Raw genomic sequence first — 23,452 nt, 5'->3', positions numbered from 1 at the left:
GGTATAAAAAACCACGCCATCAGGCGTGGTTTTTTTACATATACTGAGTGACTTACTTCATCCATTCCTGCACCTTCTCCCCATACCACTCCATAATCATTACTCGTTCATCCCAATACTGTGCTCGGTTATATGCAGCATGAATGTTGTTTTTGTCGCACAGGTGCAAGCTTACTAATCAATCCATAGTCCTATGCATCAACCGATCTAAATAATCAGACCATGCTTGCATCATGCCTTTGCGCTCTTCCAAATACTTTGCACGGTTGTATGCCCTTCCGTGCATATCCCTAACCTGATGAGCAAGCTGCTGCTCTATACGCTCAATAGGAAATTTTAAAACTTCATCTAATAAAGTTCTTGCCGTAGCTCTAAAGCCATGCCCTGTTGTCTCACCATTTTCAAAACCATATTGTTTCAATCGTTTATTAATAGTTGATTCACTGATGGTTTTCGTTTTATCTCGCATAGACACAAAACAATATTCGGTATATCCAGTAATGCAATACAATTCTTGGAACAGCTTCAAGACTTGATCAGACAAAGGAACAATATGTTGTAGGGCTGTCTGATTTTTGGTCTTTGGCGGTGTATAACTCCATGTTCTATTTTTAAAATCGATATCTGCCCATTTTGCTGCACGTAATTCTCCAGGACGCACAAATACATGGGGTAAGATTTTGACTGCATAATCAATAGCAATATCCCCACGACCTGCATGTGTATTAATATTCTTTAATAGTTGTCCTAGCTTTTGCTCATCAGTAATAGCCGCTCGATGCTTAGTTTTACCCACCTTCAAAATACCGCTAATTTGGTCAGCAACGTTAAATTGACATAAACCCAAAGCAATCGCATACCGAAACACCTGAGATGCTTTACTTCTCATTCGCTTTGCTGAGTCAGTCTTACCTTGTCTTTCATAAAGACGGCATACTTCCAAAATTTGAGTGGCTGTTATCGAATCAATGGGGAACTCACCAATAGCAACATAAAGCTTATCCCAGATAAACTGATTCCGACGTTGTGTACTTGGTTCCAGCTCTTCAGTCTTACGGTATTCATCTGCTACTGATCTAAAACTATTATTTCGACATTGGGACTGTTTATCTTGCTTTTGAATTGCTGGGTCAATATTCTGCGCAAGCAGTTCTCTAAACTCACTTCGTTTTGCGCGAGCTCTGGCCAATGTACAACTTGGATAAATACCGATAGCTATAGTGGCTCTTTTCTTAGAGATTGGGCGAATATAATCAAAACGCCAATATGCCCTACCTTTTCTATCTAACAATAGATAAAGGCCACCACCATCTGAAAGCTTAATATTCTTTTCAAATGATTTCTTTTGCATTGATATTGCAGACTTAATTTTTGAGTCAGTCAGACTGATAACTAATTTAGGCATTTTTACGGTATATTTTTGTCAGAAATGGAATGTACCGTAAAAAATACCGTAAAAGATTACGGTATCCTAAAACGCCTTTGGATAGTATCGGACAACCCAGTTACGTAAGTTATTTATTTTAAATGATTTTAAGACAATATCGGAAGGGATAAAACAAGGAAATGGTGCGCTCAGCGGGACTCGAACCCACGCCACAGGCTTCGGAGACCTGTACTCTATCCAGTTGAGCTATGAGCGCGCGCTGCACATCATAACAAAAAATTGCTGAAGGTAAAGCAACTATATATAAGTTACGTATTTTTATGCTTATGCTTTAAACAATGTTCCAAACTTGCAACATAGAATTCCATCTAACTTACTTGGTTTATTGGCGCAGATCGCTCACAATAGTGGCTCTATTCCTCAAGTGAGAATTTCATGACTGATGCATTGACGTTAAGGGACGTGTCAAAGACCTATCGAAATGGTTTCCAAGCACTGAAAGGAATTAATTTGACCGTTCCTGAAGGCGAGTTTTATGCCCTACTTGGACCCAATGGTGCAGGTAAATCTACAACCATTAGCATCATCAGTTCTCTCACCAAAAAAACGGCAGGCACGGTAGAAATTTTTGGGCACAATCTGGATACACAACCATCTCAAGCCAAGCAGTGCTTAGGAGTTGTGCCGCAAGAATTTAACTTCGGTCAGTTTGAAAAGACGTTTGATATTTTGGTCACACAAGCAGGCTATTACGGTATCCCTAAAAAAATTGCCGAACAACGTGCCGAAGAATATTTAGAAAAACTGGGTTTGTGGGATAAACGTGCCACTCAAGCGCGAATGCTGTCTGGCGGCATGAAGCGTCGTTTAATGATTGCACGTGCCATGATGCACGAACCGAAACTACTTATTTTGGATGAACCGACTGCAGGTGTAGATATTGAGCTGCGTCGTTCAATGTGGGATTTTTTAACAGAGATGAATGATAAAGGCACCTCAATCATTCTCACTACCCACTATTTAGAAGAAGCGGAAATGTTGTGTCGTCGTATCGCGATTATTGATCGTGGTGTGATTAAAGAAGACACTTCCATGAAAAACTTCTTAAACCAGTTAAGTGAAGAATCTTTTATTTTCGATTTAGCTGAACCGATTCAACCCATTCATTTAGATATTATTGGTGTACGTTTCAACTTAATTGATGCAGTGACCCTAGAAGTCACTATGGATAAAGCTCACACCTTAAATGATTTATTCCAACTTTTAGAAGCACAAGGCATTCGCGTGCGCAGTATGCGTAATAAGTCCAACCGTCTAGAAGAGTTATTTGTCAAAATGGTCGAAAAGAATTTAGATGGAGCTGCGCAATGAATTTTACCCAACTACGGATTGCACTCTATACCTTAGTGCATAAAGAAGTTCGTCGTTTTATGCGCATATGGCCTCAAACCTTGCTCCCGCCAGCCATCACCATGAGTTTGTACTTTGTGATTTTTGGTAATTTGGTCGGTTCGCGTATTGGTGAAATGGGCGGCTTTAGCTATATGCAATTTATTGTGCCCGGCTTAATTATGATGGCAGTCATTACCAACAGCTATGCCAACGTATCTTCAAGTTTTTTTAGTGCAAAATTCCAGAAAAGCATTGAAGAACTAATCATGAGCCCTGTACCTTTGCATGCCATTTTATGGGGCTATGTTTTGGGTGGTGTTAGTCGTGGCGTATTGGTCGGTATTATTGTCACCACCATGAGTCTATTCTTTACCGACCTTTATATTACCAATTGGTTTGTTACCATTTATACCGTATTAATTACGTCCTTTTTATTTTCATTAGGCGGTTTTATTAATGCTGTTTATGCCAAATCATTTGATGATATTTCTATTATTCCAACTTTTGTACTGACTCCACTGACTTATTTAGGTGGTGTATTCTATGCCATTAGTGCCTTAAGCCCTTTTTGGCAAAATCTCTCTTTAATTAACCCTGTGGTGTATATGGTTAATGCTTTCCGTTACGGCATTTTAGGACATAGTGATGTCAACGTGACGATTTCATTATCTGTGATTACACTATGCTGCGCAGTGCTTTATGGTATTGCCTATCATTTACTTTCTCGTGGTTCAGGAATGCGTGAATAATGAGTGTTGAACAATCTCTCCTTGGTAAAGACACCAATTATCCTACAGAATATCAACCCGATATTTTGTTCCCTATTTCACGTGCTGCTGCACGTGAAAAATATGCAGATGTTGAGGGAATTCAACTCGGGCAAGACTGGTGGCACGTTTTTGAAATTTCGTGGTTGAATGCCGCAGGTGTTCCACAGGTTGCGATTGGTCGGATTACGCTACCTGCTTCATCACCTAACCTGATCGAATCAAAATCATTAAAGCTCTACTTTAATAGTATGAACTTTACTCGCTTTCAGTCTGAAGCCAATTTCATTGAAACTGTTGAGCATGATTTAACGGCTGCAGCACAAGCACCTGTTACGCTAACTTTATTTAAGGTTGATGATTTGGCAATTAGCCAACCTGAAGGTATTTGTATTGATCAGCTCACGCCTGAGCGTTTAGAGCAGCATCCTGACCCAAGTTTATTGCAATTCGATTTAGAACAAGCGGAAGATATAGAGGTACAACTTTTCTCACATTTATTACGCAGCAATTGTCCTGTCACAGGACAACCTGACTGGGGCACGGTTTTTATCCGTTATCAAGGCAAAAAACCTTGTTATCGCAGTATTTTGGCTTATATTATTTCTTATCGTCAGCATAATGGTTTCCATGAACAATGTGTGGAACAGATGTTTGCAGACATCTGGCAAAAATTCGCACCAGAAAAACTGATGGTATATGCAACCTATACACGTCGTGGTGGTTTAGACATTAACCCTTGCCGTGTATCGGACTTAACATGGATGCCTCGCCCTATTCGTTTAGCGCGACAATAACAACATTGAGGTTGAACAATGCCATTTTTTGGATTCATTCCATCTGCAGAATTATTAAATACAATTGAAACTGCACAACAGAAAAAAAATTCAAGTGAGCCGCTGTACCCACTGCGCGACAAAACCGCATTAATGATTAATGAAGAAATCATTGATGCCATTTTAACCGAGTTGGTACGTCGTTTTCCTGCCAGCGATAAACGCGACACTGCCGAAAAACTTGCGGGCTATGTCAAATCTACCGTTGCAGTACTCCTAAAACAATTATTAAGCAAAGCGCCAAATGATGTCGTGAAACAATCGATTGAATTTTCTGAGCGCAGTAGCTTTAAAGATGCAGCAGGCAATGCACGTGTAGGTGAAACGCTCGATGCAAGTCTAGTGACCAACCTGAAACACAACTATGCCGAAATTCAAGCAGGCAATGAAGTGAACAAAGCTGCTTTAACCGAACTATATAAACAGTTTGCAGAAGCGACGGTACGCCACTTTATGAGCGACTTTAACAAAACCCTCGATTTGGGCATGATTAAGCGTAAAGCAGCAGATATTGGCGCAGCAGCGGTAATTAAAGCTGTCCATATTGCGGTGGATAAAATCATCCCAAATTTAACCAAAGAGGAACTCTTGGTTTTAGCGGAATATCACGACACCTTATTCCATCATTAATATCAGTGGGTTTAACTCATAATGCGTTTTAAGCCCTTTTGTTGCATGTTAAGTGCAAAATGCCTGATTTTGATCAGGCATTTTTATATGCAATGCAATATCAGGATATGTCTGCAACTTTTGCACAATCAAGAATAACTTTTTGCACCTAGATTGAATTTTGTTACAAATCCTGCGCGCTTTTTACACATTCTTTGTCTATTTTTGTATAAGTTTTTGCAAACCAGTCACGCATGAATGCTATCTTAGCCGCTTACTTCGCTTTCGCAGTTTGGCCCCAATAGCGGCTTATTCTTCATATATAAGTAGCAACTTATTTACTGCATATAAATAAGTTGTGTAAATCATCAATTTGGAATTTTGCCCAATATGTTCAAACTTGATTTTTATAACAAACTAAAACGTGTTTCTTTACTGATCGGTGCATTTTCTATCACCAGTTTTTGTCAGGCCAATGATTTCCAAAATCATCCGTCTTATGCCAGTTTTAAACAAAAAACGATGCAAACTTATGGCTTGAGCGAAGCGCAAGTTGACTGGGCAATGAATGGTTCTAAAAATTTACCCAATATCATCAATATTATGAACCGTCCAGGCGAAAGTAAGCCTTGGTATGCCTATAAAACGAATTTCCTTGCAGAAAGCACTATTCAGCGTGGTGTACGTTTTAAACAGCAGTATGCAGATACACTCAATCGTGCTGAGCAGCAGTTTGGTGTGCCACAAGCCATCATATTAGGTATATTGGGCGTAGAAACAGGCTTTGGCAGCAATAAAGGTTCATTTATTACTCGTGATGCTTTAGCAACGTTAGGTTTTGGCTACGAACGTCGTGCTGAATACTTCAAAGATGAACTCGCTGCACTCATTGCATGGTCATATAAAGATGGTATTCCAACCTCTTCTGTGGTCGGCTCTTATGCAGGTGCAGTCGGCTACCCTCAATTCATGCCAAGCAACATTCCAAAATTTGGGGTGGATTATGATGGCAACGGTCATATCGACCTTCGTAATTCAGCAGTAGATGCGATTGGCTCAATTGCAAATTACTTGGCACAGCATGGCTGGCAGCGAAATCAACCCATTGCATTTGCAGCACGTTATACAGGTAACAATCCTGACAGCGTGATTGCCAAAGATTTAACCTTACCTACACCTTATGGTGTCTTAAAATCGCAAGGCATCGCACCGCTGAATCCTATTGTACAAATAGATGATCTGGATTTGGTGAATGTCATTCAATTGCAAGAGAATTATGGGCCAATTTACTATATTACTTACCCAAATTTTCAGGTGATTACGACCTATAACCGCAGCCGTATGTATGCAACTGCGTTATGGTTACTCGGTACTGAAATTGCCAGCCGATAAAACCCACACCCAAACCAAACAAGTAAAGTCAAGAAATATTTTTAACAATTTGATCACAAAATCATCTTTTTAAATATATTGTTACAATATTGATTATTTTTTAATCAAACAAAGTTGTTTTTTGGTACTTTTTGTCATTATTTTCGTATAAAGACTAGACACCTTTGGTAAGGGATGAATATTATCCACTTCGTCAAATGTAGTCGAAAAAGTGAAATTACAGACAGGATTACCGCTATTTCAATCAGTTAAGAGCGAAATAAGTTAAAAATTCTGTCTTCAGGAGTTCAAACCATGCATAGTTCACTTAAATACTTACTTGCACTTTCTGCAGCTGTTGCCCTAAGTCAGTCGCAAGCTGAAATGGTGCAATCATCATTCAACAATGATAATGAGTCATCTAGCCTAGCTGCGCGTGTACTCAACAAAGAAGCACAAAGTTTTAATTCACATTTCTCAAATTTGAATAGCCTTTCAATCACCGAACGTTCAGGCGACCAAATCCGTCGTCAAACGATTGCAGCGAAAATTGAAATTCCTGCTGAAGAGCCTTCAGTGATTGAAAAGTTAAATACAGTGGCATCAAACACTGTACGTAAATTTAGCCAAACAGGTATGGCATCTTGGTACGGTCGTCAATTCCACGGTCGTAAAACTGCAAGCGGTGAAACGTTCGACATGAACGCAATGACTGCTGCACACCGTAGCCTGCCGCTAAACTGCTATATTCGCGTAACCAATAAAAACAATGGTAAGAGCGTTGTAGTTAAAGTAAATGACCGTGGTCCATTCCATGGCAACCGTGTACTCGATCTTTCTTATGGCGCTGCAAAACAATTGGGCATCACCAATGCAGGTACTGCCAAAGTAAGCATTGAGCGTATTGACGGTCCAAACTCTTAAGATTCGCTTACACGACTTCACATTTGACTTGAAAGCCACAGCAATGTGGCTTTTTTAATGCCTGTAAGATTTACAGTCATCCCATGCATGTCTGCACAAAGATGATCCACACAAATTTTGTTGCCACTTCATTTTGAAAATATGAATACTGTTTTGACCGCCTCACTGTTCTCAGTTATATTTTAGACAGTCAAACAATAACAACGGATGATCGGTCTACAGGAGTAGCACATGAAGACAGTAAGCGAGTGGCTAGATGAATACAGCGAGAGCCATCAAAATAAAACCAATAAATTAATTCACTGGGTGTGCGTACCTACGATCTTTTTTTCGATTGTCGGCATCTTGGCGCATTTCAGCGCTTTACTAACAACATTACTTCTGGTGCTCAGTTTTATTTTTTATGCACGTTTAGACTTGGTTCTTGCAGTTGCAATGGCAGCATTAATGCTGGTAATGGCATGGCTGATTTATGTTTTGCCTGTTGGAATGGGTTTTTATATCGCAATTTTTGTTTTGGCGTGGATTGGGCAGTTTTATGGTCACAAAGTTGAAGGGAAAAAGCCTTCATTCTTCAAAGACCTCCAATTCCTTCTCATTGGCCCAATTTGGTGCATGGATGCCTATTTAGGTAAAATCCTACCCTCTTGGAAAACACGTCGTAAAAACAGCATTATGAGCATTTAAACACTATATCCTATTTTCGTTATCGGAAGAACCGTTATTGATAGGTTCTTCCTTGATGTTTTAACCATCCGCCCACGTGTTTATTTGCTGGATCATGATGCGTCCAGTGAATCACCCCACCCTTATCTGAGTATTCATATTCACCAAAAAACTCAACAGTATCACCTTTTGCAATATTGGTAATTCGTGGTGCAAGATCAATATTATGTGCAACCAATACAGTTTGCCCATTATTCAGTTTTAAAATAAATTTTTGATGACGTGAGCCTTCGTTGTCATCCGCTAACACTGCAATGACCTGCCCACTCGCACGGACTTGTAAATCGCTCTGTTTGCGCTCAAACGCACGTTCAATCAGCTGAACACCCTGAGCATCATCTTGCAGCGCATCTCGCTGTACGTCTAACTGCTCTTTTTCAGTTTGCGATGTGCGAGCAGTACTTGTAGATGGTGCATTTGATGTTTCAGACTGAAACTGCTGTAAATCTATGCCAAAAAATGCAGCAATTAGCACTACAATAATTGCGCCGATGCTTAAATTCTTTTTATTTGCCATATAACCTTCTTGTTCTGATTCCACCCTATACGATTAAGTCAATTATTCGTAACATACTGATTTAAAATTAATATCTTTAATCTTCATCTCAATATTTATGCCACGATTGCATATTGCCAAAATCTATATTCACAAAAAAGCCCCAAAATAAATTGGGGCTTTCCTTACAAAATATTTTACCTTAAGTAAAAATTATTTTGCAGCAGCTTGAGCAGCAGCAACTTCTTCAGCGAAGCTCATTTCTGCTTTTTTCTCAATACCTTCGCCTACTTCGAAACGAACGAATTGAGCAACAGTTGTACCAGTTGCTTTTAATACTTCAGCAACTTTCTTCTCGTTGTCAATTACGTACATTTGACGATCAAGCGCAACTTCGTTCAAGTATTTTTCAACTGAACCAGTTACCATCTTCTCTACGATGTTTGCAGGCTTACCAGATTCAACTGCTTTCGCTTCTGCAATTTCTTTCTCTTTAGCGATAAGATCAGCAGGAACTTGTTCAGCAGTAACAGCAACTGGGTTGAATGCAGCAACGTGCATTGCAATACCTTTACCAGTCGCAGCATCACCTGTGTAAGAAACAACAACACCGATTTTTAAACCGTGCTTGTACACAGCAAGGTTTTCACCTTCAACGATTTGTGCACGACGAACTTGGATGTTTTCACCAATTTTTTGAACAAGTGCAACACGTGTTTCTTCAACAGTTGCGCCATCTTCAAGTTTAAGTTCAGCAATTTTAGCAGCATCAGTTTCGTTTGCAGCAAGAGCAGCAGCAGCAACTTTCGCAGAGAAACCAGCAAAGTTTTCGTCTTTTGCAACGAAGTCAGTTTGACAGTTTACTTCTAAAAGAATCGCTTTGTTGCCTTCTTGAACGATTGTGATTGCACCGTCAGCAGCAATGTTACCTGCTTTTTTAGCAGCTTTTGCTTGACCAGATTTACGAAGGTTGTCAATCGCTAATTCGATGTCACCGCCCGCTTCTGTTAATGCTTTTTTACATTCCATCATTGCTAGACCAGTACGATCACGCAATTCTTTAACCATGCTTGCTGTAACTGCAGTCATGTTTATCTCCTAAAATCGGTAGAAAATGAATTCTTTTTTTAACAGAAACGGCCCAGAGGGTGTCTCTTGGGCCGTCTGCATACATGACGCTTACTTTGCCACCATCACATGTCGCAAAAATGACAAGCTTACGTCAAAACGCATTAAGCCTCAGAAGCAGGAGCTTCTTCGCCTTTTGCTTGAGCATTGGCTTGAGTTTGAGCGTATTCTTTACCAGCAATGATCGCATCAGCCATTGAAGAAGCGTAAAGTGTTACTGCACGGATCGCATCGTCGTTACCCGGAATAACGTAGTCTACGTTGTCTGGGTTAGAGTTTGTATCTACGATACCGATTACAGGAATACCTAAGTTTTTAGCTTCTTTAATTGCAATTGCTTCGTGATCAACGTCAATTACGAATAATGCGTCAGGTAAACCACCCATGTTTTTCACACCGCCTAAAGCGCGCTCAAGTTTTTCCATTTCACGGCTACGCTCTAAAGCTTCACGTTTAGTAAGCTTAGCAAAAGTACCGTCAGTAGACTGAACTTGAAGATCTTTTAAACGGCTGATAGATTGGCGAAGTGTTTTCCAGTTCGTCAACATACCACCTAACCAACGGTGATCTACATACGGTTGACCAGCGCGTTGAGCTTGTTCACGGATGATTGCAGAAGCAGCACGTTTTGTACCAACGAACAAAACTTTGTTCTTTTTGCTAGCCAATTGGTTTGCAAAGTTCAAAGCATCATTTAACGCAGGAACAGTGTGTTCAAGGTTGATGATGTGAATTTTGTTACGCGCACCAAAGATGTATTGACGCATCTTTGGGTTCCAGAAACGTGTTTGGTGACCAAAGTGTGCGCCAGCTTGAAGAAGGTCGCGCATGCTTACGTTGTAATCTGCCATTTTCTTTACCTTAAATGTTTGGGTTAGGCCTCCATATATCCGCATTCTCCACCCCAAAGGGCACCCAGAGTAATGTGACGATATATGTGCGGATTTTTAATTTCCCTTTTACCAAGCTCTTTGAAACATATTCATAAAAAGCATTTGATAAAATGGGCGGCTATTTATACCATAGTCACACACAAATTTCCAAAAGTTTTTAAAGATCATGAACACAACTTATCAAGCACCTCGTCGACTCATCAAAACCGCAGAAGATATTGAAAAAATGCGCGTGGCAGGACGACTGGCGGCAGAAGTTTTGGAGATGATCAAAGCACACGTTAAACCAGGCGTTACTACGCTCGAACTGGATACGATTTGCCATGACTATATTGTCAATCAACAACAAGCTATTCCTGCCTGTTTAGGTTATGGTGCTGCTCCGGGTCGTCCAGCATTCCAACACACCATTTGCACATCGGTTAACCATGTGGTTTGTCACGGTATTCCGTCAGAAAGTAAAGTGCTGAAGAAAGGCGATATTTTAAATATTGATGTCACAGTCATTAAAGATGGTTTCCACGGCGATACCAATATGATGTATATCGTGGGTGGTGAAACTTCCATTTTAGCCAATCGTTTATGCAAAGTTGCCCAAGAAGCGATGTATCGCGGTATGGCAACCGTTAAACCCGGTTCAACCATTGGTGATATTGGTCATGCGATTCAAAAATATGTTGAATCTGAACGCTTTAGTGTCGTGCGTGAATATTGCGGTCATGGTATTGGGACGACCTTCCACGATGAGCCACAAGTATTGCACTATGGTCAAGCCAACACAGGCATGATTTTAGAAGAAGGTATGACTTTTACCATTGAACCAATGGTCAATGCAGGCGTATGGCAAACCAAATTACTTGGCGATAAATGGACAGTGGTGACCAAAGACCACAAATTATCGGCACAGTTTGAACACACCATTTTGGTCACCAAAGATGGCTTGGAAGTGCTGACTGCCCGCCCTGATGAAGATTTATCACGCTTTACTGCATAACGTGTTTGCAGCCAAAATCTGTCATTGGCTAAAAATTTAACCCGTATGTCAAAAAGATCAGTTCCGACTGGTCTTTTTTATTAATTTCAACGCATACAATTTCTATAAAATCTTTTTATTTCAAACCAATAGAACTTTAAAGCCATCCAATAAAACAAGCATTTTCACGTATTCAACAGTTTTGGATTTAACAAAACACCTGCACACTTTTCCAGTTATTCACAAAAGTTTAAAAAAATATCTTGTAAAAACAACAGTTTTATTTTTCCAGTCCATTTCATAATGCCTTGCATAACAATGCCGTAAATAACAACAAGCAAAATTGGACATGGAGTTCCACAATGAAAAAAACACTATGCTGTTTGGCACTGAGTAGTTTGCCAGTCATCAGTTATGCCAACTCACCTTATTTTAGTTTAAAAGATGGTGATGGTTTTAAACGCTTTTCTGTTTCGGTAGGTGCGCTGCACGTTATGCCACAAGGCAAAGCACAACCTTTTCGGGTCAATACAGCCATTCACAACGGCTACACAGCCGATGTCGGTGAGGTTCAATCTCAAACTGTAAGAGATAATTTACGTGACGGTTTTGAGCCACCCGTATTATTAAGCGGAGCATTAAATTTACTGCCTACCGTACCTGCCAACATGAGTGGACAAGCCACAATTTCAGGTTTGGAGCAATGGGATAATCCCGGCACAGGTTTAGAAGCAGATGATGTCACCACACTGGGTATTATCAGCAACTATTTCTTTACCGATAATATTTCCTTTGAAGTTAAAGGCGGTATTCCACCTAAAGTTGATTTGCAAGGCAAAGGGAAAATTTATGCTCCCTTCTCCGCAATTGCACGTCCATTAGGCGGTGCGTTGGGTGAGCTAGAATTACAAAATGATATTCTCATTACCGATTTAGCAGCACATGGCCCTGCTGCTTCTGCCCGAGCATGGACACCTGCATTTGAGTTTCAATATCACTTTGGCAAAACAGGCGTAAATAAGTTCCGCCCCTATGTTGGCGTCGGTTTGATGTATGCCTATTTCAATGAGTTAGAAATTAATCCACGTACTGAGCAGCACTTGATTGCCGCAGGTCACATGATTGCCAATATTAAAGAAGAAAAAGCGGGCGCATCTTTAGAAGGCACACCAAGTGCAGCCAATCCTAAAGTTGAATTAGATGCCACCGATGCCTTTGCGCCCGTTGCCACTGTCGGTTTTACCTACGACTTTAATGAAAAATGGTTTGCGGTCGGTTCTGTATCTTATGCACATCTTAAAAACGAAACCACCATTACTGTGACCGATGCTAAACACGGCGAACTCATTCACTCCAAAGCCGATATTGAAGTGAATCCGATCATTGCATATGCAGGTTTTGGGATGCGCTTTTAAGCTCTAATTTTACTTTTCCACTTTCAACTAAATTTAAGACGGCTACGGTCGTCTTATTTTTCTTGTACTTCTTAATTAAAGTAATCGTTTCAATCTTAATAACTCAATTTTATCATTTGATGAATTTTATTTTATCGCGATCTGCGGCTGAATCGACTACCATAACAAGCTGTTAGCCATACGTGGATGCCTTATGTCGAATGCTCAATTTTCCAAACCTCTAATTTATATGTTAATTGGAAGTGCCATTATTTTGGCATTATCGCTTGGGGTTCGGCATGCATTTGGTTTGTATTTGGTGCCTATGAGCCATGAATTTGGCTGGGGACATAATGTCTTTAGTTTAGCCATTGCCATGCAAAACCTAATTTGGGGTGCAGTCCAACCCATCACAGGTGCTTTTGCAGACAAATACGGTAGTAAAATTGTAGTTGCAGTTGGTGGCGCACTGTATGCACTCGGCTTATTGCTCATGGCCGTCAGCTCGACAGGCTTATTGCTAAATTTAAGTGTGGGTTTAATTTTAGGTTTGGCACTTTCTGCAACCTCTTTCCCTGTGCTACTTTCTGCAGTAGGTCGCGCTGCTCCTCCAGAAAAGCGTAGCCTTGCAATGGGTATTGCCAGTGCTGCAGGCTCGTTTGGGCAATTTATCATGTTGCCATCGACCTTATTGTTATTACAAAGTGTAGGTTGGTCGGGCGCATTAATTGTCAGTGCGATTTTAATTGTCTTGATTGTTCCTTTGGCATGGATGCTCAAAGCACCCATGTATCAAAACCCTAATGCAAGTTCAGTCAGCCAACCCGCTTTAGGCTTTAAACAAGTTTTGGTGATTGCCAAAAACCATAAACCCTTTTGGTTTTTAGCTTTGGGCTTTTTTGTCTGTGGTTTTCAAGTGGTGTTTATCGGGATTCACTTACCTAGCTACTTAATCGATCATGGCTTTAATGCAACCACAGGCACAGTTTTTCTAGCACTCGTGGGTTTATTTAATATTGTAGGCACCTATACCGCAGGTTGGTTAGGCGGTCGCTATTCGAAACCGCACTTGCTGATGTGGCTTTACGGACTACGCGGTATTGCCATTATCGTCTTTTTAATCCTGCCTTTAAGCATCTGGACAATTTATGCATTCGGGATCATTATGGGCTTATTGTGGTTATCTACAGTGCCTTTAACCAATGGTATTGTGGCAAATATGTTTGGAATTAAATACCTGACCATGCTCAGTGGCATTGTGTTTTTCACACACCAAGTCGGCTCTTTTTTTGGTGGATGGCTTGGCGGTTTAAATCACGACCTGACAGGTAACTATAATGTTATCTGGATTGTTTCTATTGCTTTAAGTGCGTTTGCGGTCTTGGTACATTTTTGGGTAGATGAGGAGCACGTCATTCATGATTAATTCTTTATTGAATTTTAAAGTATTGCTCACACTCGCAATCACTGCCCTTTTTGGCTTGTCGATTTTTTTATGGATGCAAACGCCACAACTGTTTGAATATTTTAATCAGGCGTTTTGTGCGCATTAAAACCCAATCTCTAAAATATTAAGTCTATTTTGCTATTCAAAATTCCGCTTTAGACATGGAGCGTCTTATGCAGATTCAATTGCATCGTGGAAGACTGATTGACCATATTCATCTTGTGGTGAGTGACCTTGAAGCAAGTCGAGCATTTTATACCGCCATCTTGGCAGTGTTGGATATTCCAGTTATGGGAACAGCCAAGGATCACTTTTGGGCAGATGAACTTTTTATCTCCTCAGTAAAAAGTCCTGCCGCACAAGGCATACTCACTGGGCGTCATCATCTCGCCTTTCAAGCTAAAAATCGTGAAATGGTCAATGCTTTCTATCTTGCAGCATTGGCACATGGCGGCAAGTGCAATGGCAAACCTGATGAACGTGCTTATCATCCTGGTTATTATGCAGCTTATGTACTTGATCCTGATGGTAACAATATTGAAGCTGTCTTTCATGGCGAAACGCCACGCAGTGCGGCATCAGTCATAATTGATATTTAACGCTCAATGTTCCACAAATCAACTTTCCCTCAATGCATAAATTTCCTTACAGCAAGTCAATAAAAAAATACCCCACAAGAATGATCTTATGGGGTGTTTTAAATTTTCTATTTTACAGTCAGCAGAATCACTTAAAACAAACGATTCATCCCATTCAAGGTCGCCACACGATACGCTTCCGCCATGGTTGGATAGTTGAATGTGGTTTCCACAAAATACTTAATGGTATTGTTCGGGCTGTTCATCACCGCCTGACCAATGTGGATAATTTCTGCCGCATTATTACCAAAGCAATGCACACCCAATACTTCTAAAGTGTCACGGTGGAATAAAATCTTCAATTCACCCACTGTATCACCCGTAATTTGCGCACGCGCTAAATGACGGAAAGATGCCTGACCAACTTCATAAGGAATTTTTTCTTCCGTCAATTCCTGCTCAGTTTTACCAATCGAAGAAATTTCTGGAATGGTATAAATACCTGTTGGAATATCGGTCACAGGCGCAACATTTTCTTCGCCACTCATATTTGCACCCGCGCAACGACCTTGGTCATAGGCAGCAGATGCCAACGAAGGCCAGCCAATCACATCACCCGCAGCATAAATATTCTCTACTTCGGTTTGATATTGATCATTCACCGTTAATTGACCACGGCTGTTTGGTTTAAGTTCTACGTTTTCCAAACCTAAACCATCGGTATTACCTGAACGTCCGTTACACCACAAAATCGCATCGGCTTTGATTTTCTTGCCACTTTGCAAATATAAAACCACGTGATCATCAAAAGTTTCTAAATGATCAATTTGCTCATTGTGGCGAATCAGCACCCCTTGCGCACGCAAGTGATATGACAAGGCATCTGAAATTTCATCATCCAAATAGCTGAGCAATTTGTGCTGAGTATTAATCAAATCAACTTTATGATCTAAACCAATGAAGATGGATGCATATTCACAACCAATCACACCCGCGCCATAAATAATAATTTTTTGAATCGAGAAATCCAAATCCAAAATTTTGTCTGAATCAAATACACGTGGATGGTTGAAATCCAACATTTCTGGACGATATGGACGGCTACCTGTCGCAATCACAATTTGCTGACACATAATGGTTTCTTTAATGCCATCTGCACCAAATACCAAGACCGTATTTTTATCTTGGATATAAGCACGACCATGATAAATCGCAATTTCATTACGGTCATAAAAGCGAGAGTGCGTTTCAACTTGCTGCTGAATAACTTTATGCGCACTTTGCAACACTTGCTTCATGGTGAACTGACGCCAATCGCCCATTTTTTTAAACATTGGGTCACGGCGATAACGGATAATATTCGACACTGTCTGACGCAATGCTTTACTTGGAATGGTACCCACATGGGTACAGTTACCGCCAAGCTGCTCACGAACATCTACAATCGCAACACGCTTACCAGATTTGGCAAGTTTCATTGCCGCGCCTTCACCCGCAGGGCCTGAACCGAGAACAACCGCATCGTACTTCACGAAAGTTCCACTAACGACCTCTTTTTTACGTGGCATTCAACGCTCCTTTTCTTTAAATCTGTCTTTTCAATGGGCTATATTATGACGTAAATCTTTTGAATTTTCTGTATTTACTGTGCATATATTACGTGATAACCACATTTTTTATATGAATATCGTTTTTACCCAATTTAAGCACAATTTCGTTATAATAACCGTCTTATGATGAAGTTAAGGTGACATTTTACTTTTGCACTTAGATTCGGTTTAATCAGACTCTATTTCACGTAAAATCTAGCCTACACTAAATCTCTCCCCTTTCAAAAACAGTGGAAAAGTTGAATATGTCTGCAAACCGTAAACCAGAACAGGGTGTCAAACTTCGTGGTGCTGAAAAAGTCGCACGTATTCCTGTAAAAGTTGTTCCTACGGTTGAAACGCCTCGTAAACCTGACTGGATTCGGGTCAAAATGACGGCACCAGAAGAAGTTCAACGTATTAAAACCACTTTGCGTCAGCAAAAATTGCACACCGTTTGTGAAGAAGCCGCTTGTCCAAACCTTCCAGAATGCTTTGGTGGTGGTACAGCAACCTTTATGATCATGGGTGATATTTGTACCCGTCGCTGCCCGTTCTGTGATGTTGCGCATGGTCGTCCAAATGCACTAGATCCTGAAGAACCTCGTCACATGGCAGAAACCATTGCCAACTTATGCTTAAAATATGCCGTGATCACCTCTGTAGACCGTGATGACTTGTTAGATGGTGGTGCACAACATTTTGTCGATTGTATTAAAGAAGCCCGCTCTTTAAGCCCAAATACGTTGTTAGAAATTTTGGTGCCAGACTTCCGTGGTCGTATGGATATTGCACTACGCATTATGACCGAATGTCCGCCAGATGTTTTTAACCACAACATTGAAACTGTGCCACGCTTATATAAAGCCATGCGTCCGGGTTCAGACTATCAGCACTCTTTGAACTTGCTGAAAATGTTTAAAGAATATTGCCCAGATATTCCAACCAAATGCGGTTTGATGGTAGGTATTGGAGAATCTGAAGAAGAAGTTATTGCACTGTTAGATGATCTTAAAGCGCACGATGTAGATTATGTGACCATTGGTCAATATTTACAGCCATCTAAAGAACATGCGCCAATTGACCGCTTTGTAACACCTGAAGAATTTGAGCGTTATACAGCGCATGGTCAAAAGTTAGGTTTTAAAAATATTTGGGCTGCGCCAATGGTACGTTCAAGTTATTTTGCAGACCGTCAATATTATGGTGAACCTGTACCAACAGTACGTCGTAAAGCCGACCCTGCTAAAAAAATTAGCGTGCAAACCATTGAAGCTTAACACTCGCTTATTTCAAAATTTGCGATAAAGCTAAAACAGCCCCGACTTTATGTTCGGGGTTTTTTATACCTTGTGGATATATTAAAAATAGATAGATGTGAATATTTTTTGATGGTCTACGACCAAGTGCGCATGGTGTCATCGCCATAAATTGTTAATCTATGCACTTAATCTATACACCGAGCTCAAACAATAAAACAGGGATAGTAAAATGTCACAACAAGACTATGACAATGGCTTAAAAGTTCGCACTGAAGTCATGGGCGAAAGCTTTGTAAAACGCGCACAGGACAACACTGTACCATTTACCCAACCTTTGCAGGACTGGATTAATGAACATGCATGGGGTTCAACTTGGCAACGTGAAGGTGTGTTACCACGCAAATATCGTTCCTTAATTACTATCGCCTTTTTAACTGCTTTAAAAAGCCCGACAGAGCTTAAAGGACATATTCGTGGTGCGCTAAATAACGGGGCAAGTGTCGAAGAAATTCAGGAAGTCTTGTTACACAGCTTGCCTTATTGTGGCGCACCTGCAACTCAGGAAGCTTTTCGCGCAGCGTTGGAAGTTTTGGCAGAACATACTGCAAATACTTAAACGCAATCTAAATCAAAAAATATAAACGCTCGACATTTCACTAAAACTATTTGGTGAAATGTCGGTAGAGTTGAGTTTTAAATCCAATACACATTAAAGCTATAAAAGAACTCATTTAACTCAAAGCGCACCTGATAACCCAAATCAGTCAGCTGTGCCGATAAATTTCGAATATCTTCTAAAGGTAAATGTTTTGGCAGCACAGTAAAAACTGCGGTATTGCCCTGCTTGGCATTCTCTTCGATTAAAGACGCCAAACGCTGCTTATATAATTCAATATCTAGCTTGGCATGATCTGAATAAACTTTTGCTTGTTCAGCAGTTAAAAAATTTGCCATCTTATTGTTCTCATTATGACCATGTTTAACATTCAGCATATTGAAACTTGACGATATGGCTCAAGTGATTTTTTGTTATTGTCTGCATAAACGCATGATCAATTAACCCTAATTTTTTAAAAAAATCACACCGAAGATGGCTTTTTCCCAGCAGACCTTTTAGGCTATCGCACAATCTTATGTTGTAATTTTGCTGGATGACATTATGTCAGAATCTGTTTCAATCTCCCCTGCGCTAATGAACCGCGCCATTGCAGGACAAGCCGATGCCCAATTTGAAATGGCGGTGCTGTATATGCAAAGCGATTTTAATGAAGATATTGAACTTGCCGAACAATGGGCGCTCAAAGCTGCCGCAAACGGACATATCGAAGCCATGTATTGGCTTGGTGAAGGCTATACCGTATATGCCAAAGATGTTCTAGAAGATGACCCTGAAGATGCTAAACAACATTTTGAAGATGCTTTTGTCTGGCTCAAAAAAGCCAGTGATGCACAACACCCTGCCGCTATTTTAGAGTTGGCAGGCTACTACCGTCGTGGTGATGTGGTTGAACAAGATGTCGCTCGCTCTGTGGCATTGGTACAGCAAGCAGCAGAATTGGGCGAAGTACAAGCCATGCGTGACCTTGCTTTTATTTATGCAAATGCTTTGGGTGTAGATGCTGACGAAAATAAAGCTGAATATTGGACACAAAAAGCCGATGCAGCGGAGTAATTTATTTGTCTAGCCAATCAATTGATGGGCTAGACAATTTTTGCATGACTTGAATCGTCATTGAATAAAGCTTAGACTTTGAATAACACTTAGACTTCGACCACAATTACTTGTCTGCAAATGCCCTCTTGCTGACGCTGTTGTTCAAACACAGCCGCAGGCATCGGCTCAAAACTGTCAAAGAAACAAATTTCAGCATCATCAATAGAATATAGCAATGAGTGATTGCCCACGCCTTCTAAAGTGTCGTAGTAGACAATTACAAATTTATTTTCATCAAATGCGTGCTGAATTTGCTGATAGCCGATTGCCGCCAATACAGGCAATTTAAGCTGTTCAGCTTCGGCATAACTTAACTTTTCTGCATCTTGTAAATCTGGGTCAGGGTCAGTATAAAACTGCACATTAAAGCCAAACTTTTTCAGTCCAACAGCCAAACCAATTGTGGTTGTGCCCTGCTCTGGCGTATAACCACACACTTCAATCAATTGTTGAATATCGGCATCAATTCCTAAGTGTCGTAGCAACATCCACACTGCGTAAATCCCGCCGTTGGCTTCTAAATTTGCCAACTCTTGAGGAAGCTCTAAAGCCATCATTCAATCTCAAAAATATGTTTGTAGTGATAATAAACAAAACATGATTGGAACTGAATCAATTTCCAAGTACAATATCGCGCTAGTCGAGGGATGCTGCGACGTTTTACAGGCACGAAATGTAAAATCGCCAGGCTCGACCAGCATAGCAACGCGTTTGCTATGCAAGAAACGGCATCCGCGAACTGAATGATCAATTGTTTTTTATAAGGAGATCGTGATGAACGCGGTTAATGCTTCATTTACAGATTATAAAGTTGCCGATATCACACTAGCTGATTTTGGTCGTAAAGAAATCAAACTTGCAGAAGCAGAAATGCCAGCCCTTATGGGTTTGCGTAAGCGCTACTCAGCTGCAAAACCTCTTGCAGGCGCGAAAATTCTCGGCTGTATCCACATGACCATTCAAACTGCTGTTTTAATTGAAACGCTAGTTGAATTGGGCGCAGAAGTTCGTTGGACTTCTTGTAACATTTTCTCTACTCAAGACCACGCTGCTGCAGCAATTGCTGCTTCAGGTGTGCCTGTTTTTGCTTGGAAAGGCGAAACTGAAGAAGAATATGTATGGTGTCTTGAACAACAAATTAATGTAAATGGCACACCATGGGATGCCAACATGATTTTGGACGATGGCGGTGACTTAACTGCACTTGTTCACGAGAAATATCCTGCATTATTAGAGCGCATTCACGGCATTACTGAAGAAACCACTACGGGCGTACAACGTCTAATTGAAATGTGGAAAGATGGTTCTTTAAAAGTGCCTGCAATTAACGTCAACGACTCTGTGACTAAATCTAAAAACGACAATAAATACGGTTGCCGTCACTCACTCAACGATGCGATTAAACGTGGTACAGACATGTTATTGTCTGGTCGTCGTGCATTGGTTATTGGTTATGGTGATGTAGGTAAAGGTTCTGCACAATCTTTACGTCAAGAAGGCATGATTGTTCGTGTTTCTGAAATTGACCCAATTTGTGCAATGCAAGCATGTATGGATGGTTACGAAGTTGTATCTCCGTACAAGAATGGCGTACAAACAGGCAATAAAGCAGACGTCAACCTAGAGCTTTTAGAAAATACTGACTTGATTGTGACTACAACAGGTAACTATCACGTGTGTGACGCAGCAATGCTAGATACACTTAAAGCAGGCGCTGTTGTATGCAACATTGGTCACTTCGATACTGAAATCGACACCAACTACTTACGTGGTTATAAGTGGGTTGAAGTGAAGCCACAAGTACACCAAGTGTATCGTTCAGAAAACGAAAACGATTATTTAATCTTGCTTTCTGAAGGTCGTTTAGTGAACTTGGGTAACGCAACAGGTCACCCATCACGTATTATGGATGGTTCATTTGCTAACCAAGTATTGGCACAAATGCACTTATTTGCAGAGAAATTTGCCGATCTTCCTGCCGATCAAAAACAAGCGGCAATTCGTGTTGAAATCTTACCGAAAAAACTAGACGAAGAAGTTGCTGCTGCAATGGTTGCTGGTTTTGGTGGTGTATTAACACAATTGACTCAAGTACAAGCGGACTACTTAGGTGTAGCTGTTGAAGGTCCGTTTAAATCGGATGCTTATAAATACTAAGTTTTTAATCCTTCTCCCTAACCCTCTCTCATAGGGAGAGGGAATGATTCATTGTTTAATGAATGTATTCGAGGGTAAGTCCTCTCCTGAGCAAGTTTAAAGCACTGCTTTTAAACCCAGCGCAAGAGAGGATTTAGGAGAGGTGAAAAAATATAAATAAGTATTTATAACAAGGATTTAATCATGACCAAACAAGTTCCTATTTCATTTGAATTTTTCCCATCTAAAACCGATGTAGGTGCAGAAAAACTCAAAGTTGTGCATCAAGAATTACAACTTTTAAATCCAGAGTTTTTTTCTATCACTTATGGTGCAGGTGGTTCTACTCGTGAACGTACTTTATCGACCATTAGCGACTTCAATGGCAAAGGCACACCTGTAGCGCCGCACCTGTCTTGTATTGGTGATGACAAAGCGCGTATTGCTGAATTGCTTGATATTTATAAAGCACAAGGCATTGACCGCATTGTGGCTTTGCGTGGTGATTTACCTTCAGGTCAAGTTGGTTTAGGCGAATTGCCGTATGCGTCTGACTTGGTGCGTTTTATTCGTGAACATTCAGGTGATCATTTTCACATTGAAGTTGCGGCTTATCCTGAAATGCATCCACAAGCAGACCACTTTGATCAAGACATTAAAAACTTTGTCACCAAAGTAAATGCTGGTGCCAATGCTGCCATCACCCAGTTCTTTTTTAATCCAGATGCGTACTTTTACTTTGTAGAACGTATTCAAAAGCAAGGTGTGAATATTCCTGTTGCGCCTGGCATTATGCCGATTACCAATGCCAGCAATTTAATTCGCTTTGCAGATGGTACAGGTGCAGAAATTCCACGCTGGATTCGTAAGCAATTAGCAACCTATGGTGATGACACAGCTTCAATCAAAGCCTTTGGTCATGAAGTGATTATTAAACTGTGCGAACGCCTGATTGCTGGTGGTGCACCAAGTTTGCATTTTTACACCATGAACAACACCGAACCGACTCGTCAATTAGTGACAGATCTTGGTTTGGCTTAAGCTGTATTTTTCATATTTTATTGACTTGAACGAGTAATCCCTATGCCCCGTTTTTATATTGAGGCTGAATTAGCAGTAGATACGCAAGTTGAACTGACTGAAACAGTATTTCATCACTGGGTGAAAGTACTACGCGCACAAGTCGGTGAAACCGCCACCTTGTTCAATGGGCAAGGTGGTGAATATGAAGTGGAACTGGTTGAAGTTACCAAAAAAACAGCGCAAGTGCAGATTAAAAGTTTTAATCCAGACAATCGCATCCCAAGCTTTAGCGCCTTATTAGGACAAGTAATGAGCAAAGGCGATCGTATGGATTATGCGATTCAAAAAGCGGTAGAGCTTGGCGTGACTAACATTCAGTTGCTCACCTCTGAACGCTGTGAAATGCGCTTAAAATATGACCGCGATCAAAAAAAATTAGATCATTGGCAAAGCATTGCCATTGCAGCCTGTGAACAATGTGGCATGAATATCGTACCGAAAATTTTAGCCCCACTACGTTTAGAGGACTGGCTGAATAGCGACCTTCCTGCCACCAAACTAGTGTTAGCACCGAATAAAGATCAAGTAGATGTACTAAACAATGCCAGTAAAGATTTAGCTTTATTAATTGGGCCTGAAGGTGGTTTAAGCGAAGCAGAAATTAGTGCTGCCAATGCCGTTGGCTTTCAAAACTGGTGTATTGGCTCTCGGGTATTACGCACTGAAACCGCCCCTGTGGTTGCTTTAGCTCTCTTAAATTATCGCTTGGCTGAGTAATTTATCCGTTTTTACAGAAATCGATTGCCA

The 23,452-nt window shown here is 40.6% G+C and carries 25 protein-coding genes and 1 tRNA gene; 18 read left to right on the top strand and 8 right to left on the bottom strand.

What is annotated here, in order from left to right:
- Positions 1-178: 178 nt before the first annotated feature.
- Both FTU98_RS07225 and FTU98_RS07220 read right to left on the bottom strand, forming a co-directional pair.
- The gene (locus FTU98_RS07225) at positions 179-1,405 is read right to left on the bottom strand and encodes an integrase arm-type DNA-binding domain-containing protein (RefSeq protein ID WP_179990311.1); all 1,227 of its coding nucleotides are present in this window, start codon (positions 1,403-1,405) and stop codon (positions 179-181) included.
- Positions 1,406-1,567: 162 nt separating this feature from the next.
- Positions 1,568-1,643 (bottom strand) — tRNA-Arg (locus FTU98_RS07220).
- A gap of 179 nt (positions 1,644-1,822) precedes the next feature.
- Between FTU98_RS07220 and FTU98_RS07215 the strand changes: the two genes are divergently transcribed.
- From FTU98_RS07215 to FTU98_RS07185, 7 genes are all read left to right on the top strand, one after another.
- A complete protein-coding gene (locus FTU98_RS07215; RefSeq protein ID WP_154320519.1) occupies positions 1,823-2,758 on the top strand; it encodes an ABC transporter ATP-binding protein in 936 nt (311 codons plus the stop codon).
- Positions 2,755-3,528: an ABC transporter permease gene (locus FTU98_RS07210; protein ID WP_096902393.1), complete on the top strand. Its 774-nt coding sequence runs from the start codon at positions 2,755-2,757 to the stop codon at positions 3,526-3,528. The genes FTU98_RS07215 and FTU98_RS07210 overlap by 4 nt, the downstream gene beginning before the upstream one ends.
- Positions 3,528-4,343: an NADPH-dependent 7-cyano-7-deazaguanine reductase QueF gene (gene queF, locus FTU98_RS07205; RefSeq protein WP_004972810.1), complete on the top strand. Its 816-nt coding sequence runs from the start codon at positions 3,528-3,530 to the stop codon at positions 4,341-4,343. The genes FTU98_RS07210 and queF overlap by 1 nt, the downstream gene beginning before the upstream one ends.
- A gap of 18 nt (positions 4,344-4,361) precedes the next feature.
- Entirely contained in the window at positions 4,362-5,012 is a 651-nt protein-coding gene (locus tag FTU98_RS07200) for a hypothetical protein (protein WP_070152374.1), read from the top strand.
- A 369-nt stretch (positions 5,013-5,381) separates the two neighbouring features.
- Positions 5,382-6,383, top strand: coding sequence for a lytic murein transglycosylase B (gene mltB, locus FTU98_RS07195; protein ID WP_180050829.1), 1,002 nt, complete (start codon positions 5,382-5,384; stop codon positions 6,381-6,383).
- 294 nt (positions 6,384-6,677) lie between these two features.
- Positions 6,678-7,286 carry a septal ring lytic transglycosylase RlpA family protein gene (locus FTU98_RS07190; protein WP_004972798.1) on the top strand — a complete coding sequence of 203 codons (609 nt, stop codon included), beginning with the start codon at positions 6,678-6,680 and terminating at the stop codon, positions 7,284-7,286.
- A gap of 231 nt (positions 7,287-7,517) precedes the next feature.
- Positions 7,518-7,973 (top strand): DUF962 domain-containing protein, encoded by a 456-nt coding sequence (locus FTU98_RS07185; RefSeq protein WP_004972797.1) that lies wholly within the window; start codon positions 7,518-7,520, stop codon positions 7,971-7,973.
- A 34-nt stretch (positions 7,974-8,007) separates the two neighbouring features.
- On the opposite strand, the gene FTU98_RS07180 is transcribed toward FTU98_RS07185, so the two are convergent.
- From FTU98_RS07180 to rpsB, 3 genes are all read right to left on the bottom strand, one after another.
- Positions 8,008-8,529 (bottom strand): DUF3465 domain-containing protein, encoded by a 522-nt coding sequence (locus FTU98_RS07180; protein WP_004972795.1) that lies wholly within the window; start codon positions 8,527-8,529, stop codon positions 8,008-8,010.
- Positions 8,530-8,721: 192 nt separating this feature from the next.
- On the bottom strand, positions 8,722-9,597 hold the full coding sequence (gene tsf / locus FTU98_RS07175) for a translation elongation factor Ts (protein ID WP_004972793.1): 876 nt from the start codon (positions 9,595-9,597) through the stop codon (positions 8,722-8,724).
- Between the two features lie 143 nt (positions 9,598-9,740).
- Positions 9,741-10,487, bottom strand: coding sequence for a 30S ribosomal protein S2 (rpsB, locus tag FTU98_RS07170; RefSeq protein WP_004972791.1), 747 nt, complete (start codon positions 10,485-10,487; stop codon positions 9,741-9,743).
- Between the two features lie 208 nt (positions 10,488-10,695).
- Here rpsB and map point away from each other — a divergent pair, with 208 nt between their 5' ends.
- From map to FTU98_RS07150, 5 genes are all read left to right on the top strand, one after another.
- Complete coding sequence (map, locus tag FTU98_RS07165) at positions 10,696-11,523, top strand: type I methionyl aminopeptidase (protein ID WP_004972787.1); 828 nt, start codon at positions 10,696-10,698, stop codon at positions 11,521-11,523.
- Positions 11,524-11,864: 341 nt separating this feature from the next.
- Complete coding sequence (locus FTU98_RS07160) at positions 11,865-12,917, top strand: OmpW family protein (RefSeq protein ID WP_180050826.1); 1,053 nt, start codon at positions 11,865-11,867, stop codon at positions 12,915-12,917.
- 193 nt (positions 12,918-13,110) lie between these two features.
- Complete coding sequence (locus FTU98_RS07155; RefSeq protein WP_136144687.1) at positions 13,111-14,322, top strand: MFS transporter; 1,212 nt, start codon at positions 13,111-13,113, stop codon at positions 14,320-14,322.
- Positions 14,315-14,449, top strand: coding sequence for a hypothetical protein (locus tag FTU98_RS13950; protein WP_019836563.1), 135 nt, complete (start codon positions 14,315-14,317; stop codon positions 14,447-14,449). Before FTU98_RS07155 ends, FTU98_RS13950 begins: the two co-directional genes overlap by 8 nt.
- 67 nt (positions 14,450-14,516) lie before the next feature.
- A complete protein-coding gene (locus tag FTU98_RS07150; RefSeq protein ID WP_136144686.1) occupies positions 14,517-14,942 on the top strand; it encodes a VOC family protein in 426 nt (141 codons plus the stop codon).
- A gap of 131 nt (positions 14,943-15,073) precedes the next feature.
- Here the strand turns inward: FTU98_RS07150 and sthA are convergent, their stop codons facing one another.
- Positions 15,074-16,489 carry a Si-specific NAD(P)(+) transhydrogenase gene (sthA, locus tag FTU98_RS07145; protein WP_042068765.1) on the bottom strand — a complete coding sequence of 472 codons (1,416 nt, stop codon included), beginning with the start codon at positions 16,487-16,489 and terminating at the stop codon, positions 15,074-15,076.
- 287 nt (positions 16,490-16,776) lie between these two features.
- Between sthA and lipA the strand changes: the two genes are divergently transcribed.
- Complete coding sequence (gene lipA / locus FTU98_RS07140) at positions 16,777-17,790, top strand: lipoyl synthase (protein WP_004972772.1); 1,014 nt, start codon at positions 16,777-16,779, stop codon at positions 17,788-17,790.
- Between the two features lie 211 nt (positions 17,791-18,001).
- Positions 18,002-18,388: a carboxymuconolactone decarboxylase family protein gene (locus tag FTU98_RS07135; RefSeq protein WP_004972770.1), complete on the top strand. Its 387-nt coding sequence runs from the start codon at positions 18,002-18,004 to the stop codon at positions 18,386-18,388.
- 77 nt (positions 18,389-18,465) lie between these two features.
- On the opposite strand, the gene FTU98_RS07130 is transcribed toward FTU98_RS07135, so the two are convergent.
- Positions 18,466-18,726 (bottom strand): hypothetical protein, encoded by a 261-nt coding sequence (locus FTU98_RS07130; RefSeq protein WP_004972768.1) that lies wholly within the window; start codon positions 18,724-18,726, stop codon positions 18,466-18,468.
- 205 nt (positions 18,727-18,931) lie between these two features.
- Between FTU98_RS07130 and FTU98_RS07125 the strand changes: the two genes are divergently transcribed.
- Complete coding sequence (locus FTU98_RS07125; protein ID WP_004972766.1) at positions 18,932-19,444, top strand: tetratricopeptide repeat protein; 513 nt, start codon at positions 18,932-18,934, stop codon at positions 19,442-19,444.
- An 89-nt stretch (positions 19,445-19,533) separates the two neighbouring features.
- Here FTU98_RS07125 and FTU98_RS07120 read toward each other — a convergent pair whose 3' ends face one another.
- On the bottom strand, positions 19,534-20,040 hold the full coding sequence (locus FTU98_RS07120; RefSeq protein WP_178319510.1) for a cysteine peptidase family C39 domain-containing protein: 507 nt from the start codon (positions 20,038-20,040) through the stop codon (positions 19,534-19,536).
- Between the two features lie 220 nt (positions 20,041-20,260).
- Here FTU98_RS07120 and ahcY point away from each other — a divergent pair, with 220 nt between their 5' ends.
- The 3 genes from ahcY (at position 20,261) to FTU98_RS07105 (ending at position 23,422) form a co-directional block, all read left to right on the top strand.
- Positions 20,261-21,643 (top strand): adenosylhomocysteinase, encoded by a 1,383-nt coding sequence (gene ahcY / locus FTU98_RS07115; RefSeq protein ID WP_004972762.1) that lies wholly within the window; start codon positions 20,261-20,263, stop codon positions 21,641-21,643.
- 183 nt (positions 21,644-21,826) lie between these two features.
- Positions 21,827-22,663, top strand: a complete 837-nt coding sequence (gene metF / locus FTU98_RS07110) for a methylenetetrahydrofolate reductase [NAD(P)H] (RefSeq protein WP_004972760.1) — start codon at positions 21,827-21,829, stop codon at positions 22,661-22,663.
- Positions 22,664-22,705: 42 nt separating this feature from the next.
- Positions 22,706-23,422, top strand: a complete 717-nt coding sequence (locus FTU98_RS07105) for a 16S rRNA (uracil(1498)-N(3))-methyltransferase (protein WP_180050823.1) — start codon at positions 22,706-22,708, stop codon at positions 23,420-23,422.
- Positions 23,423-23,452 lie beyond the last annotated feature (30 nt).

It is taken from the genome of Acinetobacter sp. YH12211, from assembly GCF_013418015.1.
In the GTDB taxonomy this organism is placed as follows: domain Bacteria; phylum Pseudomonadota; class Gammaproteobacteria; order Pseudomonadales; family Moraxellaceae; genus Acinetobacter; species Acinetobacter towneri.
The sequence above is the reverse complement of the archived record's forward strand: the minus strand, read 5'-3'. Positions and strand labels throughout refer to the sequence as shown.